General features: G+C 66.1%; 13 protein-coding genes. 7 read left to right on the plus strand and 6 right to left on the minus strand.

Features of this window, described 5'->3' with window-relative positions:
- Nucleotides 1-525 precede the first annotated feature (525 nt).
- The 3 genes from NV2_RS20310 to NV2_RS20320 all read left to right on the plus strand — a co-directional run bounded on the left by NV2_RS20310 (nucleotide 526) and on the right by NV2_RS20320 (nucleotide 4,259).
- Nucleotides 526-1,158, plus strand: a complete 633-nt coding sequence (locus NV2_RS20310) for a TetR/AcrR family transcriptional regulator (RefSeq protein WP_245662705.1) — start codon at nucleotides 526-528, stop codon at nucleotides 1,156-1,158.
- Between the two features lie 70 nt (nucleotides 1,159-1,228).
- Nucleotides 1,229-3,190, plus strand: a complete 1,962-nt coding sequence (locus tag NV2_RS20315) for an NAD-binding protein (protein WP_084475166.1) — start codon at nucleotides 1,229-1,231, stop codon at nucleotides 3,188-3,190.
- A gap of 208 nt (nucleotides 3,191-3,398) precedes the next feature.
- Nucleotides 3,399-4,259, plus strand: coding sequence for an alpha/beta hydrolase family protein (locus NV2_RS20320; protein WP_067876756.1), 861 nt, complete (start codon nucleotides 3,399-3,401; stop codon nucleotides 4,257-4,259).
- Between the two features lie 15 nt (nucleotides 4,260-4,274).
- On the opposite strand, the gene NV2_RS20325 is transcribed toward NV2_RS20320, so the two are convergent.
- A complete protein-coding gene (locus NV2_RS20325) occupies nucleotides 4,275-6,341 on the minus strand; it encodes a prolyl oligopeptidase family serine peptidase (RefSeq protein WP_067876759.1) in 2,067 nt (688 codons plus the stop codon).
- A 117-nt stretch (nucleotides 6,342-6,458) separates the two neighbouring features.
- On the opposite strand from NV2_RS20325, the gene NV2_RS20330 reads away from it, so the two are divergent.
- Both NV2_RS20330 and lpdA read left to right on the plus strand, forming a co-directional pair.
- Nucleotides 6,459-7,484: a dipeptidase gene (locus tag NV2_RS20330; protein ID WP_067876762.1), complete on the plus strand. Its 1,026-nt coding sequence runs from the start codon at nucleotides 6,459-6,461 to the stop codon at nucleotides 7,482-7,484.
- Nucleotides 7,485-7,679: 195 nt separating this feature from the next.
- Nucleotides 7,680-9,083 carry a dihydrolipoyl dehydrogenase gene (gene lpdA / locus NV2_RS20335; RefSeq protein ID WP_067876765.1) on the plus strand — a complete coding sequence of 468 codons (1,404 nt, stop codon included), beginning with the start codon at nucleotides 7,680-7,682 and terminating at the stop codon, nucleotides 9,081-9,083.
- 187 nt (nucleotides 9,084-9,270) lie between these two features.
- On the opposite strand, the gene NV2_RS30960 is transcribed toward lpdA, so the two are convergent.
- Nucleotides 9,271-9,669 (minus strand): winged helix-turn-helix transcriptional regulator, encoded by a 399-nt coding sequence (locus NV2_RS30960; RefSeq protein WP_084475168.1) that lies wholly within the window; start codon nucleotides 9,667-9,669, stop codon nucleotides 9,271-9,273.
- 113 nt (nucleotides 9,670-9,782) lie between these two features.
- Between NV2_RS30960 and NV2_RS20345 the strand changes: the two genes are divergently transcribed.
- Nucleotides 9,783-10,637, plus strand: a complete 855-nt coding sequence (locus NV2_RS20345) for an SDR family oxidoreductase (RefSeq protein WP_067877077.1) — start codon at nucleotides 9,783-9,785, stop codon at nucleotides 10,635-10,637.
- 116 nt (nucleotides 10,638-10,753) lie between these two features.
- Here NV2_RS20345 and NV2_RS20350 read toward each other — a convergent pair whose 3' ends face one another.
- The 3 genes from NV2_RS20350 to ramB all read right to left on the minus strand — a co-directional run bounded on the left by NV2_RS20350 (nucleotide 10,754) and on the right by ramB (nucleotide 13,416).
- Nucleotides 10,754-11,170: a VOC family protein gene (locus tag NV2_RS20350; protein WP_067876777.1), complete on the minus strand. Its 417-nt coding sequence runs from the start codon at nucleotides 11,168-11,170 to the stop codon at nucleotides 10,754-10,756.
- Between the two features lie 118 nt (nucleotides 11,171-11,288).
- Nucleotides 11,289-11,828: a carboxymuconolactone decarboxylase family protein gene (locus tag NV2_RS20355; RefSeq protein ID WP_067876778.1), complete on the minus strand. Its 540-nt coding sequence runs from the start codon at nucleotides 11,826-11,828 to the stop codon at nucleotides 11,289-11,291.
- A gap of 178 nt (nucleotides 11,829-12,006) precedes the next feature.
- Nucleotides 12,007-13,416: an acetate metabolism transcriptional regulator RamB gene (ramB, locus tag NV2_RS20360; RefSeq protein ID WP_067876780.1), complete on the minus strand. Its 1,410-nt coding sequence runs from the start codon at nucleotides 13,414-13,416 to the stop codon at nucleotides 12,007-12,009.
- 93 nt (nucleotides 13,417-13,509) lie between these two features.
- Between ramB and NV2_RS20365 the strand changes: the two genes are divergently transcribed.
- Nucleotides 13,510-15,075 carry an ATP-dependent DNA ligase gene (locus tag NV2_RS20365; RefSeq protein ID WP_067877081.1) on the plus strand — a complete coding sequence of 522 codons (1,566 nt, stop codon included), beginning with the start codon at nucleotides 13,510-13,512 and terminating at the stop codon, nucleotides 15,073-15,075.
- A gap of 51 nt (nucleotides 15,076-15,126) precedes the next feature.
- Here the strand turns inward: NV2_RS20365 and NV2_RS20370 are convergent, their stop codons facing one another.
- Nucleotides 15,127-15,567, minus strand: coding sequence for a DUF4254 domain-containing protein (locus NV2_RS20370; protein ID WP_067876783.1), 441 nt, complete (start codon nucleotides 15,565-15,567; stop codon nucleotides 15,127-15,129).
- Nucleotides 15,568-15,599 lie beyond the last annotated feature (32 nt).

Here is a 15,599-nt window from a genome sequence, read left to right on the forward strand (position 1 = left end):
GGACTATCTTCCTTCGGGTGCACGCAGGTTCCGTGGGCCTTGACCGCCGGCTGCGTGCCTGCGCTCGTCGTGCGGTGGGAGACCGCCGAGGGAGTTGTTGTCGGCCAGTCCGATACACCGGCCGAGCCTTCCGCCGTGCACACCCTTCCGCATATTTTCTCGAATCGAGTCCTTGGGACCCGTAACAAACCCGATCCCGGCCGAGATACAACCACTGGCGCACTCGTGCCGTGGTGCCGAGACCTCGTGTCTCACATCCCCGGCGCTGCGCCCTGTTTGTCGGCAATGTCGGAAAGACGGATTGGCAGAATAAATACCAGAAACTTCCTTTAAACTCTTCCGTTGTGTGGTTGTTATCGACTATTGTTGAAACCGGCAAACCGCTCGCGGCGGTATAAACACCGCTGTCGTGGCGCTATGTCAACTACACAGGCAACTTTCGGCTAACGCGCGGTCGGCCGGAAGTGTAAGCGAAGAGCCCGATCCATGACGAGGGATTCGGGCTCTTCGGTATTGTCTGGCGCAATGTCTCAGGAAACGAACGCGGGCCGAATGTACGCCGGGCAGCCCGTAGAAGACCGGCAGCGGCAACGGCGTGTGCGTTTTCTGGAATCGGGGCTCACCGTATTTGCCAGAGACGGGTACGCGAATAGTTCGGTCGGCGCGATTTGTAAGGACGCGGGTCTTTCCTCGCGGCAGTTCTACGAGGAGTTCACCGGCCGAGAATCGCTGCTGCTGGAACTGTACGAGCAGATCGACCGGGAATCCCGCGCAGCCGTGGTGGCCGCGCTGGACGCACACGCCGACGGGGCAGCCATCGAGATCATCGACGCCGGTGTGCGCGCCTACATCCAGTCGATCGGCAGTGATCCGCGGCGTGCCCGGGTAGCCCTGGTCGAAGTGGTCGGTGCCGGACCGAAGGTGGAGAAGGTCCGCATGGAGTTGCGCTCCGCATGGGGTGCGCTGCTGTCCGGCGCTGCCGAGGATGCCGCGCTGCAGGGCGAGATCCCCAGCGGGGACTACGAGATGCGGATGCTGGCGATCATCGGCGCGGTGAACTATGTGGTGGACCAGTGGAGCGGTTCGGATCCACAGCGCCCGATCGACGAGGTGATCCAGGTGCTGCGCCGGGTGATCATGGGTGCGGTCACCGCCTGATCGCCGAAGTGTCGTGTCCTGTTGGTCGAAGCACTGTGCTGCTGAACATGATTCGCTTTAGCATCGAATTGTGAGTGCTTTGCCGGGGGGCGAACCGTCCCCGACCTTTGTCATCTGCGGTGACAACCCGCTCGTGCATCAGTTGGCGCGGCAGCTGACCGACCGGTTCGCCGACGCCACGGTCACCGTGGTGCTGCCGAACCGGCGGGGCAGTTATGTGCCGCAGCTGGAACGGATGGACCGGGTGCGCATCATGTATGCCGAACGCCTGGACCTGGCGGCATTGCGGGCGGCCGATGTCGAGAACGCTCGTGCACTGGCCCTGGTGGATCAAGCGGATGTGGAGAATTTCCACGCCGCCCTTCGGGCCCATGAATTGAACCCCGATATCCGGCTGGTGTTGCGGATGTTCAACACGCGTCTGGGCTTTCGGATCCGGCGGCTGTTCTCCGACTGTGTGGTGCTCTCGATATCGCAATTGGCGGCACCGTCGTTCATTGCGGAGGCGCTCGGTGAGGACGCGCAGAACTATCTGCGGCTGGGCGCCCGCTCCCTGTACGTGGCTCCGGCGAAGGACACCCCGGCGCAGCAGGTGGTGTCGGGACTCGTCGACGGTCCCGACGGGGTCGAGCTGCGGTCGTCGAAGGCCCCCGTGAATCAGGTGCTGGCCCTCGGCGTCCGGGAGCCGTATTCCCCGGGCGCACGGGACCGCTGGCGGATGCTGGTGCGATTCATGTTCGGACACAACCTGATCCGGCTGCTCGTCGGGTTGCTGACTTTGATCGCGGTCGGCTGTCTCCTGATGGTGCTGATCGGAAACAGCTGGGGTGGCGCGGTGTACGAAACGCTGCTGGATTCGGCCGGTGCGGCTCAGTCCGAGCCCGATAAGAGCGCCTGGTTCAAGGTTCTGCAGCTGAGCGTGGTGTTCGTCGGCCTGGCGATGACGCCGGTGGTCACCGCCCTCGTCGTGGGCGGTGTGGTGCGCGGTCAATTGTCCGACCACGCGGTCGACCCGGCGCGGATGGAGGGCCATGTCGTGGTCGCCGGTCTGGGCAATGTGGGTATGCGTGTGGTGGAACAGCTCAGCGATCTGGGGGTCCCGGTCGTCGCCCTGGACAACGACGAGAACGCGCGCGGTATGGCATTGGCCCGCAGCCTCGGAGTTCCCGTCGTGATCGGCCAGGCGACCTGGGAGGACACGCTGCGGGCGGTCGGCGTGCCGAAGGCGCGGGCCCTGGTGCTGCTCACCTCGAACGATGCGGTCAACCTGGAAGCCGCGATGCTCGGTCAGTCCTATCGTGACGACCTGCGGGTGGTCCTGCGCTTGTCCGATGACGATCTGGCCGAACGAGTCCAGCTCAGCCTCGGGACAGCCATCGTGCGCAGTGTCTTCCAGTTGGCGGCGGCGGGATTCGCCGCCGCGGTGGTGGAGCGCGGCGTGATCGCGACGCTGCCGATAAATCAGGACACGCTGCTGGTGGCGGAGCTTCCGGTGGAGGAGGGATCGGCGCTGGCCGGGTTGCGGATCGCCGACGCCGGCCTGTCCCACCACAGCAGGGTTGTCGCACTGCAGCGGGCCGGGGACGACGAGCCGCAATGGAAACCCTCGGCGAACGAAGTACTGGAAGTCGGTCATCAGTTGGTGGTGGTGGCGACCCGGACCGGACTCGACGAGCTGCTCGAACCGAACCCGGCACGCATCGAACCGGTAGCAGTGCAGCATGCGCCGGAGAAGACCGGGGCCGGGCCGGAACAGAGCGACACCGCGGCGGGGACGGAGTCTGCTGAGGGACGTGCAGACGCCCCCGTACCACCGTCGAATACCACGCGGCGCGACCCGAGTAGTGCGGCACCGGGTATCGATGACGCAGGCGCGGAGTCGACGGCGCAGCGGGATGACTCGGTGACAGTGCGGCGAGAGCCGGGGAATGCGGTGCGGCGGCGCCTGAGCCGGGACCTGCCGGGGCACACCAAGGCCGAGGAGAACGCGAACCCGGAGGACGCCACGGAAACCGACGCGATCGGATCCTGAGTCCGGCTGCCCCTCTCCGTGCCCGCCCCGCCGCGCGAGTGCCGGGCACGTCACCGAGGGAGTGCGCCGCACGGTTACGTTGCCGAGGAACGCTCGAGGCGATGCCGGGCTCGCGCTGTGCGACGGGGTCGGTTCGGCCTGCCGGACGCGGCACGGTGGGATCGCCCACCCGCACCGGATTCCGGATTCTGCGCGGTAACCTGCGCGTATGGAGACGATTCCGATCCAGATGCCGGACGGGTCCACGGTGCCGGTGCGGTTCGTATCGGCGCGCGGTCCGCACCGGCACCCGATCACCGCGGATGCGCCGCGACCGGTCGTGGTGATCATCCCCGGATTGGGGGTTCCCGGTGAGTTCTACGGCGATTTCGCGCGGGAACTGGCGCGCCGTGGATTCGATGCGGCGATCGGGGAGTTGCGCGGTAACGGCGACAGCCGTCCGAAACCGAGTGCGTCGAGCTCCTACGGGTACCACGAGCTGGTGTCGGTCGATTTCCCGGCCATTTTCGAGGCGGTGCGCACACGGTTTCCGGAAAGTACTCCGATCCTGCTGGGGCACAGCATGGGTGGTCAGCTCGGCGTGATGTACGCCGCGCGGATCCGCGGCCGGCTGGCCGGGATGATCCTGGTCGCCTCGGGCACCCCCTACTACCGCGGCTACGGCGGGATCGCCCGCTCGGCAATGCTGGTGGGCCCGGCCGCCATCTCGCTGACCGCGAATCTCGCCGGATTCTGGCCCGGCGACCGGATCACCGCGGGCGGATTCGGTCGGCAGTCGAAGGTGCTGATCGCGGACTGGGCGCGGTTGGCCCGCACCGGGCGCTTCATGCCCGTGGACGCCGATATCGATTACGACGAGCGGATCGCCCGCCTCACCCTGCCGGTGCTATCGATCACCGTGGGTGGTGACGAGCTCACTCCGCGCAGCTCCGCCGCCCATCTGCTCGAGAAGCTCCCCCGGGCGCGGGTGAGTACCTGGCACGAGCCGAGACCGCTGGGGCACAACGGCTGGATCACCGACCCGGACAGCACTGTCGATCACATCGAACAGTGGATCCGTGATCTGTGAGCCGGCGCGGGCTGATCAGCTGGTGCGCTGCTCGATCAGCATTTGAGTGAAGAACTCGTAGATCAGCGCCGACTGGAACGCCATCTGCTTGTTGTCGGCCGCACCGCCGTGGCCGCCCTCGATATTCTCGTGGTACCAGACGGTGCGGCCCTGTTCTTCCAGCAGCGCCGCCATCTTGCGCGCGTGGGCCGGATGCACGCGGTCGTCGCGGGTCGATGTGGTGAGCAGGATCGGCGGATAGGGACGCTGCGGGTCGGCGGCCGCGGCCACCTGATAAGGGGAGTACTCGCTGATGTACTTCCATTCCTCCGGCTTGTCCGGATCACCGTATTCCGCGATCCAGGAGGCGCCGGCCAGCAGCAGGTGGTAGCGGCGCATGTCCAGCAGCGGAACCTGGCAGACGATGGCGCCGAACAGTTCCGGGTACCGGGTCAGCATGACCCCCATCAGCAGGCCACCGTTACTGCCGCCGACCGCGCCGAGCTGTTCGGGGGTGGTGATGCCGCGGGTGACGAGATCCCCGGCCACCGCGGCGAAGTCCTCGTAGACCTTGTGGCGGTCGGCCTTCTGCGCCTGCGTGTGCCAGTGCGGGCCGTATTCGCCGCCGCCCCGGATGTTGGCCATCACCCAGGTCCCGCCACGCTCGAGCCATCCCATTCCGGAGGCGCCGCTGTACCCGGGGGTGCGTGAGACCTCGAAGCCGCCGTAGCCCGACAGCACCGTCGGGCCGGGTGTGCCGCGTTGATCGCGGTGCCGAACGACGAAGTAGGGGACCATCGTTCCGTCGTCGGAGCGGGCGAAGAACTGTTCGGTTTCGATGCCGTCGGCGTCGAAATATCCGCTCTCCCGTTTGAGAACCACCGCGGGTCGCCCGACCGACCCCGCCAGCAGGGTGGCCGGCGTGGTGAAACCGCTGGTGTTGAGCATGAATTCGTCGCCGCTCTCCAGCGGGTCGAGGTTCATGACCGAGGTGGTCGCCATCGGTGGAGTGTCGGCCAGCTCTTCGCGCCGCCATCCTTGCGCAGCGGGGGTGAGGACGTACAGCTTGGTCTGCACATCCTCGAGGGTTATCAGCAGCAGATGATTCTCGGTCCAGCCGTAACCGTGCAGGGCGGTGTGCGCGTCCGGCGCGAAGATCACCTCGAAAGCGCGCGAGCCCGCAAAGAATTCGTTGATGTCGATGGCCAGCAGCGCACCGGCGGGATAGTTCTTCCCGTCCACCTCCCACGGCGATTTCAGCTGGATCAGCAGCCAATCCCGATACCAGGATTCCGAGGCGTCGCTCGGAACGTCGATCAGGTGCGGTGTGCCCTGCGCATCCAGCAGATAGACCGATTCGTTGAAGAAGTCGGTGGCCCGGCCCAGGTAGTGGCGTTCGTATCCCGGAGTGCGGTCGTAGCCGGCGGCGACCATCACATCGTCGTGGTCGCCTTCGAAAACCGTTTCGGCGGCGGTCAGTGGGGTGCCGCGCTGCCAGCGTCTGGCCAATCGCGGGTAGCCGGAATCGGTGAGGCTACCGGGGCCGAAATCGGTTCCCACATAGACGGTGTCGGCATCGATCCAGCGCAACTGGGATTTGGCTTCCGGCAGGTAGAAGCCACCGTGCTCCGGTTCACGGAATTCTCGGGTGGTGAGGTCGAATTCCCGCACCACCTTGGCATCGGCGCCGCCTCGGGACAGGCTGATGAAGGCGAGTTCCTGTTGCGGGCGTAGCACCCCGGCCCCACCCCACACCCAGTTCTCGTCCTCGGTGGCAGCCAGTTCGTCCAGGTCGATCAGCACATCCCAGGCCGGTTCGGCACTGCGATAGTCGTCGAAAGTGGTGCGGCGCCAGACACCGCGCGGATGTTCGGCATCGCGCCAGAAGTTGTAGAGCCACTGCCCTCGCCGCGTCGGGTACGGGATGCGGGTGTCGGTGTCGAGCATGGCGATGATCCGGTCGTCGAGGGCGTCGAACCGGTCGGAGGTGGCGAAACGTTCGATCACCACTTCGTTGTGCGCCCGCGCCCAGGACAGGGCACGGTCGCCGGTGACATCTTCGAGCCAGAGGTACGGATCGGTGAATTGCTCGGCGCCGCTCATGAGCACATTGTGTCGCAGTGCCGGGCGGCGGGGGCGTTCGCCGTGTCCGATGGTGTGCTCGAACCGGTGTGTCCGTAGAGTTGCTGGATTCGTTCGGCACGGCCGGAAGGAGAGGTGATGGCGCCCGTGCTCTGGGAACAGCACTGCTGCCTACCGGTGCTGCCCTCGGCCGAGATCGCCGACCTGGCCAGGTATCCGGCGGGTTCGTACCTGTCGGTGAACGTGGGATATTCACTGCATTCGAAGGCGGACGCGCTGGCGATGGTGCAGATGCTGCGCCGAGATGCGCTCGCCGACGGTCGTTTCCGCTTGGTGCAGGGATATACCGATACCGAGGTGCCCGCCGCCGGCCCGGAGGCGCGGATCGCGCTCGCCTTCGATCTGGAGGATTCCCGGCCGCTGGACGGCGCGGTGGACAACGTCGCACTGTTCCATTCGCTGGGGGTTCGCTCGTTGCTGCCCACCTACAATCATGCGAATGCGGCGGGCGGCGGTTGCCTGGACACGGACAACCGTGGGCTCACCCGGTACGGCCGCGACGTGATCCGCGCCCTGGGTGAGGTCGGGATGTTCGCCGACGGCTCGCACTGTGCCGAACGCGCCGGTCTGGAGATTGCGGAGATCGTGCGTGGGCCGATGATCTACAGCCACTCCAATTTCGCCGCCCTCTGGCCGCATCCCCGCAATATCAGCGACGACCAGGCCCGCGCCTGTGCCCGTACCGGCGGGGTGATCGGCATCAACGGCGTCGGAATCTTCCTGGGTAGCAATCATGCCGACGGGCGCGCCGCCCGCATCGCGGCGATGGCCGACCACCTCGCCTACGGTGCGGACCTGGTCGGAATCGAACATGTCGGTGTCGGATCGGACTATTCGTTCGACGCCGATCAGTTCAACGCCGAGATCGCGGCGGCTCCGGAGAACTTCTCCGAGGACTACACCCGCTGGGGCCCGCTGCAGTGGGTGCCGCCGGAGGACCTGCTGGGATTGCATATCGCCAGTCCTGGGAAAAATGCGACCAGCTCGAAATCACCCGTTCCCAGCCTGGACGACGTACTGGCCGACAGGGGATTCACCGAATCGGACCGTGCCGCGATCTTCCGGGGAAACTTCGCGAGAGCGGCCCGAGAAGTCTGGAAGTAGTGCCAACCAGAACTTGAAATCCACAGGTAAAAGCAACAGTCTCGCCGCACGGAGGGAGCCTGACGACCGACCGTTCCCGGCCGGCTCGCTGTTCAGGCGCCGCCGCGGAGGCGACGAAGGAGCAAGCGGCGGCGTCTGCACAGCGAGCCCTGGGGGCCGGGAACCCCGCGAGCGGAGCGAGCTATGTTAGAGCCTGTGACTTCCCACTACGATGTCGTCGTGCTCGGCGCTGGTCCCGGCGGTTACGTCGCCGCGATCCGCGCCGCTCAACTCGGCCTGCGAACAGCGATCGTCGAGCAGAAATACTGGGGTGGCGTGTGCCTGAACGTCGGGTGCATTCCGTCCAAGGCACTGCTGCGTAACGCGGAGCTGGCCCATCTCTTCACGAAGGAAGCGAAGACGTTCGGTATTTCCGGGCAGGCGAGCTTCGACTTCGGTGCCGCGTTCGATCGAAGTCGTAAGGTCGCGGACGGCCGGGTCAAGGGCGTTCACTTCCTGATGAAGAAGAACAAGATCGACGAATTCGACGGTACGGGCAGTTTCACCGACGCCAACACCCTGTCGGTCGCGCTCAGCAAGGGCGGCACCGAAACCGTCACCTTCGACAATGCCATCATCGCCACCGGCACCGAGACCAAGCTGCTGCCGGGGACCTCGCTATCGCAGAATGTGGTGACCTACGAGGAGCAGATCTTGACCCGGGATCTGCCGGGGTCGATGCTGATCGTCGGTGCGGGCGCGATCGGTATGGAGTTCGCCTACGTCCTGAAGAACTACGGCGTGGATGTGCGGATCGTGGAGTTCCTCGACCGTGCCCTGCCGAACGAGGACGCCGATGTCTCCAAGGAGATCACGAAGGCGTACAAGAAGCTCGGTGTCACGATCACCACCGGTGCCTCGGTGCAATCCATCGAAGACAACGGTTCCAAGGTCACGGTGTCGATCAAGGACAACAAGTCCGGTTCGGTCGAGACGGTCACGGTTGACAAGGTGCTGCAGGCGGTCGGCTTCGCGCCGCGCGTGCAGGGGTACGGCCTGGAGAACACCGGTGTGCAGCTGACCGAGCGCGGCGCGATCGCGATCGACGACTACATGCGCACGAATGTGCCGCACATCTACGCCATCGGCGATGTGACCGCGAAGCTGCAGCTGGCGCATGTCGCCGAGGCGCAGGGCGTGGTCGCCGCGGAGACGATCGGCGGGGCGGAGACGCTGCCGCTGGGCGACTACCGGATGATGCCGCGCGCGACGTTCTGCCAGCCGCAGGTCGCCAGCTTCGGCCTCACCGAGCAGCAGGCCCGCGACGAGGGCTACGACGTGAAGGTCGCGAACTTCCCGTTCACCGCGAACGGCAAGGCGCACGGCCTGGGCGATCCGACCGGTTTCGTGAAGCTGATCGCCGATGCGAAGTACGGTGAGCTGCTCGGCGGTCATCTGATCGGCCCGGATGTGTCGGAGCTGCTGCCGGAGCTGACGCTGGCCCAGAAGTGGGATCTGACCGTCAACGAGCTGGCGCGCAATGTGCATACCCACCCGACGCTGAGTGAGGCGCTGCAGGAGGCGATCCACGGCCTCGCGGGGCACATGATCAACTTCTGATCGGATGTCCGTGGTCAACGGCCCGCCGCCGGAGAACAAGTCCGGCGGCGGGCCGTTCTCGCGTTTCTGGGTCGGATTCCTGGCCGGCTGCGCCGCGGTGCTGATCGTGGTCGCCGGGCTCCTCGTGATCGATACCGGGATGCGCCGCAGCAGCGATGATTGGCATGACCGGGGTGGATCCGCCGGTTCAGTCGCGGTGGTAGGTGTCCTGCGCTTCCCGGATGGTGTCGATATTGCCTTCCAGGATCCGGATCAGGCCGATCAGCTGGTCAGCGACCTGGCCGCCGAGGTCGGTGAGGGTGTATTCGACGCGGGGCGGGATGGTCTGCTGGACCTCGCGGTGGACCATGCCGTCGCGTTCCAGGGATTGCAGGGTTTGGGAGAGCATGCGTTCGCTGACGCCGTCGATACGCCTGCGCAGTGCGCTGAAGCGGTAGGGGCCTTCGCGCAGGGCGGCGAGGGTGAGAGTGCCCCAGCGGCTGACCACGTTCTGCAGGACGGGGCGTGAGCAGCAGTCGCGTTCGAAGACGTCGGCCTCCAGGGTGGGATCGGCCGCTGTTGTCGGCCGGAGGTGCCGCGTACTCATGATCCGATGCTACCCATCCTCACGGTAGTTCCATCTTTTCCAGTAGTGTCGGAATATCGAGTACTAACTAATAGTTAGTGCAGATTGTTCCGTACGTAGATCTGGAGGTTGGTATGACTGTCGCCGTTACCGGGGCCAGTGGTCAGTTGGGTCGTCTCGTTGTCGAGGCATTGTTGGGCAGGGAGGCGGGGCCGGTCGTCGCTGTCGTCCGGGATCCGGGCAAGGTCGCCGATTTCGCCGAGCGTGGAGTACAGATTCGGCAGGCGGACTACGGTGCCCCGGCGGCGCTGGATCGCGCACTGGAGGGAGTCGATCGGGTTCTGCTGGTATCGGGTAACGAGTTCGGCGCGCGAGTGGAGCAGCACGCCAACGTCGTACGTGCAGCCGAGCGAGCGGGAGTGCAACTGCTGGCCTACACCAGCATCCCGGCGGCCGAAGGAAATCCGATCATTCTGGCGCAGGAACATCGGGCCACCGAGGAACTGCTCACGAGATCCACTGTGCCGTACGTACTGCTGCGCAACAGCTGGTATTGGGAGAACTACCTGGACGCGGCCGCGTCCGCCGTCGAATCCGGTGTGCTTTATGGTTCGGCGGGCGGTGGCGTCGTTTCGGCGGCCGCGCGTGCCGACTATGCGGAGGCGGCCGCGGTGGTGTTGACGAGCGAGGGGCATGCCGGGCGCAGTTACGAGCTCGGCGGTGACGAACCGCTGACGATGACGGATCTGGCGCGAGTGATCTCGGAGGTGGCGGGTACGTCCGTCCGCTATCAGGACCTCCCGCGGAACGAATATGCCGAAGTCCTCGAAAAGGCCGGGATGCCAGCCGATTTCGCGTCGGTCTACGCCGATTCCGACACCGGGATCGGCGCCGGCTGGCTCGAGGTTACCGGTGGCGACCTGCAGAAGCTGATCGGTCGCCCGTCGACTCCCGTGGCGGAGGTGCTGCGCGCCGGCATCGCGGGGTGATGTCGCCGCGCACCGGCTGGTGAGCCGGTGTCGGATCGCGGGTGCTGAGCGAAGAAATAGTGCCCGGCGCCGTCGTACGGGCGCCGGGCACTGTTCGTGTCACTTCGCGATTCGGATCATTCGGTTGCTTCGGTGGGGTCGTACGCATTCGGATCGCCGACCCATTGGACCAGCTGGATGACGATGCCGTTGGGGTCCTTCGCCTGGAAGAAGCGCTCGCCCCACGGCTCGGTCTGGATCGGAGTCTCGATCTCGACTCCTGCTGCGCGTACCCGGTCGTATTCGGCATCGATGTCGTCCACGGTGAATACGACCAGCAGGCCCTCGCCCGCGTTGCCGGCGATCCGGGCGGGTGCGAACGTGGGCAGTCCGGTACGTAGGAAGATCACATTGAATCCGGCGTCGGGCCTGGCCAGGGAGACGAATCCGTCGGCCGACATCTCGACGGTGAAGCCGAAGTGGGTACTGAGGAAGTTCGCTGATGCGTCCGGGTCGGGGACGTTCAGCGAGATGGCGGATGCGGTGATGGTCACGGTCCTCCTCGGGGCTGTGATCAGGACGTCGGCCAATTATAACGTACACCGTATGGAGTTGGACTCGGGCGGCGAACGCCGTCGCAAGGTCGCGGAGTTCGCTGGTTCTGCTCCCCGCTCAGTGGTCGGTTTGGATGCGCAGAGTGGTGATGGTGCTGGCCAGGCCCTCGTATTGGTTGGCCAGGAGGATGATTTCGATCAGGCGCTTCTCGTCGTAGTGCTGGGCCAGGGCCGACCAGGCGGTGTCGTCCACGTCGCGGGTGTCGACCAGTTGGTCGACCACGGTGAGTAGCGCGCGCTCCTTCGCGGACCAGCCCTCGGCCTGCGGGCCGGTGCGCAGGCGCTCCAGGATTTCGCGGGTGACACCGGCACGCTTACCGAGGCGGATGTGATGATCGGTCTCGTATTCGCAGTCGCGCAGGTGGGCGACGCGCAGGATAACCAGTTCGGATTCGAAGCGGGACAGCTTGCCGGCGGGCATCAGCCGGCCGGAGAAGTGCAGCCAGCCGCGGAACAGACCGCCGGTGCGGCCGAGCGTGCTGAACAGATGGGCGTCGTCGGTGCCCGCCGCGCGGGAGAGTACCTGCCAGACAACCCAATTCACCGGGCCCAGTTCGCGCAGGCGACCGGGCGCGATCCGCGGTTGCGTCGACATCATGCCTCACGCTAGCAAAGGTCGACTCGCCGGAGCAGCAGCAACAGCGGCCGCTGAGTGCTCCGGTGCCGCACCGGCCCGGCCGGATACCTGCCGGCGGCGGGTCCGCCTGCGTGCGGCCCTGATACCGGAGCCGCGTCGTACCGGAGGAAGCGGAGATGGTGCAGCGGGCGGCCCGGGCTCAGCGCAGCACGTACGGCGAGATGGAGCTGCGGTGCTCGCTGATATCGAGCGACTTGCCCAGCGGCGGGAAGGCGCGCTGCGGGCAGTTGGCGCGCTCGCAGACGCGGCAGCCGGCACCGATGGGTGTCGCCTGTGGCTCGTTGAGGTCCAGGCCGTCGGCGTAAACCACGCGATTGGCGTGGCGGAGTTCGCAGCCCAGGCCGATCGCGAAGGTTTTGCTCGGTTGCCCGTACCGGGTGGCGCGACGCTCCACGGTGCGGGCGATCCACAGATATTTGCGGCCGTCGGGCATCTGCGCGATCTGGGTCATGATCCGGCCCGGGTAGGCGAAGGTTTCGTACACATTCCACAGTGGGCAGGTGCCGCCCGCGGAGGAGAAGTGAAAGCCGGTGGCGGACTGGCGTTTCGACATGTTGCCCGCGCGATCCACGCGGACGAAGGAGAAAGGCACCCCGCGTAGCTTCGGTCGCTGCAGCGTGGACAGGCGATGGCAGATGGTCTCGTAGCTCTGTGCGAAGAAGGCCGACAGGCGCTCGATGTCGTAGCGGAAGTCCTCGGCGACCTCGTGAAAATGCGAATACGGGAGCACGGTGGCCGCGGCGAAGTAGTTGGCGAGGCCGAGTTTGGCCAGGGTGCGGGTGTCGTCGGAGGCGAAGTTGCCCTCCTCGACCAGTTTGTCGATCAGTTCACCGCACTCCAGATAGGCCAGTTCGGTGGCGAGTTTGAAGACTCGCTGGCCGCCGGACAGATGGGGAGCGATCTCGAGTCGGCGCGCGTCGGGGTCGTAGCGGTGCAGTACCCCCTCGCCGAGGTCGATGCGCTCGGCGATGTGCACGCCGTAGCCGGTGGTGAGACGGCGGGTGAGCTCGCGGCGCAGGTCGCCACCGTGCAACCGCATGCGGGTCGCCAGCTCTTCCGCGGCGGTATCCAGCTCGTGAATGTAGTTCTGTCGCTGGTAGAAGAAGTCGCGCACCTCTTCGTGTGGGCGCGTGATGGCACCGGAACCGCTGCCGTCGGAGAAGCGGTCCTCGGTGGCGGCGGCCAGCTGGGCGGTGGTGTTGCGGTAGCGACGGTGCATATTCACCAGTGCGCGGGCAAGGCTGGGATGTGCGGAGACCATCTCGGCGATCTCGTGCGCGTCCGCCTCGATGCCGAGTTCGGTGTCCATCACCACCTCCTGCAACTCGGCGATGAGGCGGGTGTCGTCCTGGGAGGAGAAGAAGCCGGCGTCTACGCCGAAGACCTCGCTGATCCGCAACAGAACCGGTACTGTCAACGGGCGCACATCGTGTTCGATCTGGTTGAGGTAGCTCGCCGAGATCTCCAGCTTCTTGGCGAGCGAGATCTGGCTCAGCCCCCGCTCGGTACGCAGCTGACGAAGCCGCGAGCCGACGTAAGTCTTGGCCATAATCCCAGCGTATGGAATCTTCGCATTGTTGCCAATGGAAAATTAACACGATGCTCGAGCGATATGTCACACTCACCGGCTACCGTCGAGTTCGTGCTGCTTTCGGATGTGGTCGCGGCCTCGGAATCGGTGCGGGCCTCCGCGTCCCGCAAGGTGAAGATCGCCGGTCTGGCCGAGTTGCTGGGCCGGGCCGAACCGGCCGAGCTGATGCCGGTGGTGGCCTGGGTGTCCGGGGAGTTGCCCCAGGGGCGGCTGGGGACAGGTTGGCGCACCGTGGCCGGGATAGCGGTGCCTCCCGCGGCCGAACCGAGTCTCACCGTCACCGTCGTCGACCAGGCGCTCACCGAACTGGCCGCGGTCGCCGGCCCGGGTTCGGTCGCGCGGCGTCGGGAGCTGCTGACCGCGCTGCTGGCGGCCGCGACGGACGCCGAGCGCATCTTCCTGATCCGGCTGCTGACCGGGGAACTGCGCCAGGGCGCGCTGACCGCAATTGTCGCCGAGGCGGTCGCGCAGGCCGCGCAGGTGCCGTCCGAGCAGGTGCGCCGTGCCTTCATGTTGTCGGGCCGGCTGCCGGTGACCGCCGCGGCCGCGATCGCCGGCGGTGCCGAGGCGCTCGCGGAGTTCCGGCTCGAGGTGGGCCGCCCGATCCAGCCGATGCTGGCCGCACCGGGTGCGGCGCTCGACGATGTGCTCGCCCTGTTCGACGGTGATGTCAGCGTGGAACAGAAACTCGACGGTGCACGGATCCAGGTCCATCGGCAGGGCTCGCAGGTGCACGTCTTCACCCGCACCCTGCGCGACATCACTTCCGGCGTACCGGAGTTGGTGCAGCTGGTATCCGAGCTCCCCTGTGACAGTGTCGTGCTCGACGGGGAAACGCTGGCGCTCACCCCGTCCGGCCGGCCCCGCCCCTTCCAGGAGACGATGAGCCGGTTCGCCGCCGACCCGTCCTTCGAGGAGCCGCGGTTGACGGCGAACTCCACACGCGACCTGTTGCTGCATCCCTACTTCTTCGACTGCCTGCATCTGGACGGCACGGATCTGCTCGACGCGCCGCTGCGAGAGCGGCGGGAGGCGCTGGCGAAAGTGGCCGGAGAACATATGATTCCGGCGCTACTGCGGCCGGATCCGGAGGCAGTGGCGGAATATTTCGACGGTGCGCTCGCCGCCGGGCACGAGGGCATCATGATCAAATCGCTGTCCGCACCCTATGCGGCCGGCCGCCGGGGACGTGCCTGGCAGAAGATCAAACCCGCCCACACCCTCGACCTGATCGTGCTCGGCGCCGAATGGGGATATGGGCGCCGCACCGGGTATCTGTCGAATCTGCATCTGGGAGCACGTGATCCGGACGGCGGCGAACCCGTGATGGTCGGTAAGACCTTCAAGGGCCTGACCGATGCGTTGCTGCATTGGCAAACGGTGGAATTCCCGCGGCACGAACGGGGCCGCGACGAACACACCGTCTATCTGCGGCCCGAGTTGGTCGTGGAAATCGAGTTGGACGGGGTGCAGACGAGTTCACGCTATCCAGGACAGGTGGCGCTGCGTTTCGCTCGGGTGGTGCGGTACCGGCCGGACAAGGAACCCGTGCAGGCCGACACCATCGATGCGGTGCGGGCGTTGCTGCCCAGCGAGCCCGGGCCGGCGCAGGGGTAAATCTTCGCTGTTCCCTGGCCGCGCCGCCGGCCGGGTCTGCTCGGAATCCGGTCAGTTGCGTTCGCGGTGCCCGCTCAGGTCCGGTAGCCGGCACAGGCCCGCGGTCACCTCACCGGCCAGATCGTCGTAGGCCACCGCGAGTTCGGTCAACCGGCGCCAGGCGTCGTGCATGAGCTGCTCGGGTTCGCTGGTCAGGGTGAGATAGGCGAGTGCGGAGAACTGGGCGAGCCGGTCGATGACCGTGCCCACCGTTTCGGTGTGCATGCGCGCCGCACCGTGCGGGCGGGGAAGTTCGTCGGCCACCCAGCTGTCGATTTCGGACACCAATTGCGCCCGATCTCGATCGATGTCCAAGGTGAGTCCGGGCGCGACCGACAATCTCTGCTCGTGCAGTTCGCTGAGGCGGTACGCGCATTTCAGCACGGGATGACCGTCGTTGGTCAAACCCCGGCAGGCCTCCAGCAGAAGGTGTTTGGGTGGCAGCGATTCCACATCTGTAATCCTCCCCGCCAAATGTCTCCGAT

The sequence above is a fragment of the Nocardia vermiculata NBRC 100427 genome (assembly GCF_001613265.1).
Lineage (GTDB): Bacteria > Actinomycetota > Actinomycetes > Mycobacteriales > Mycobacteriaceae > Nocardia > Nocardia vermiculata.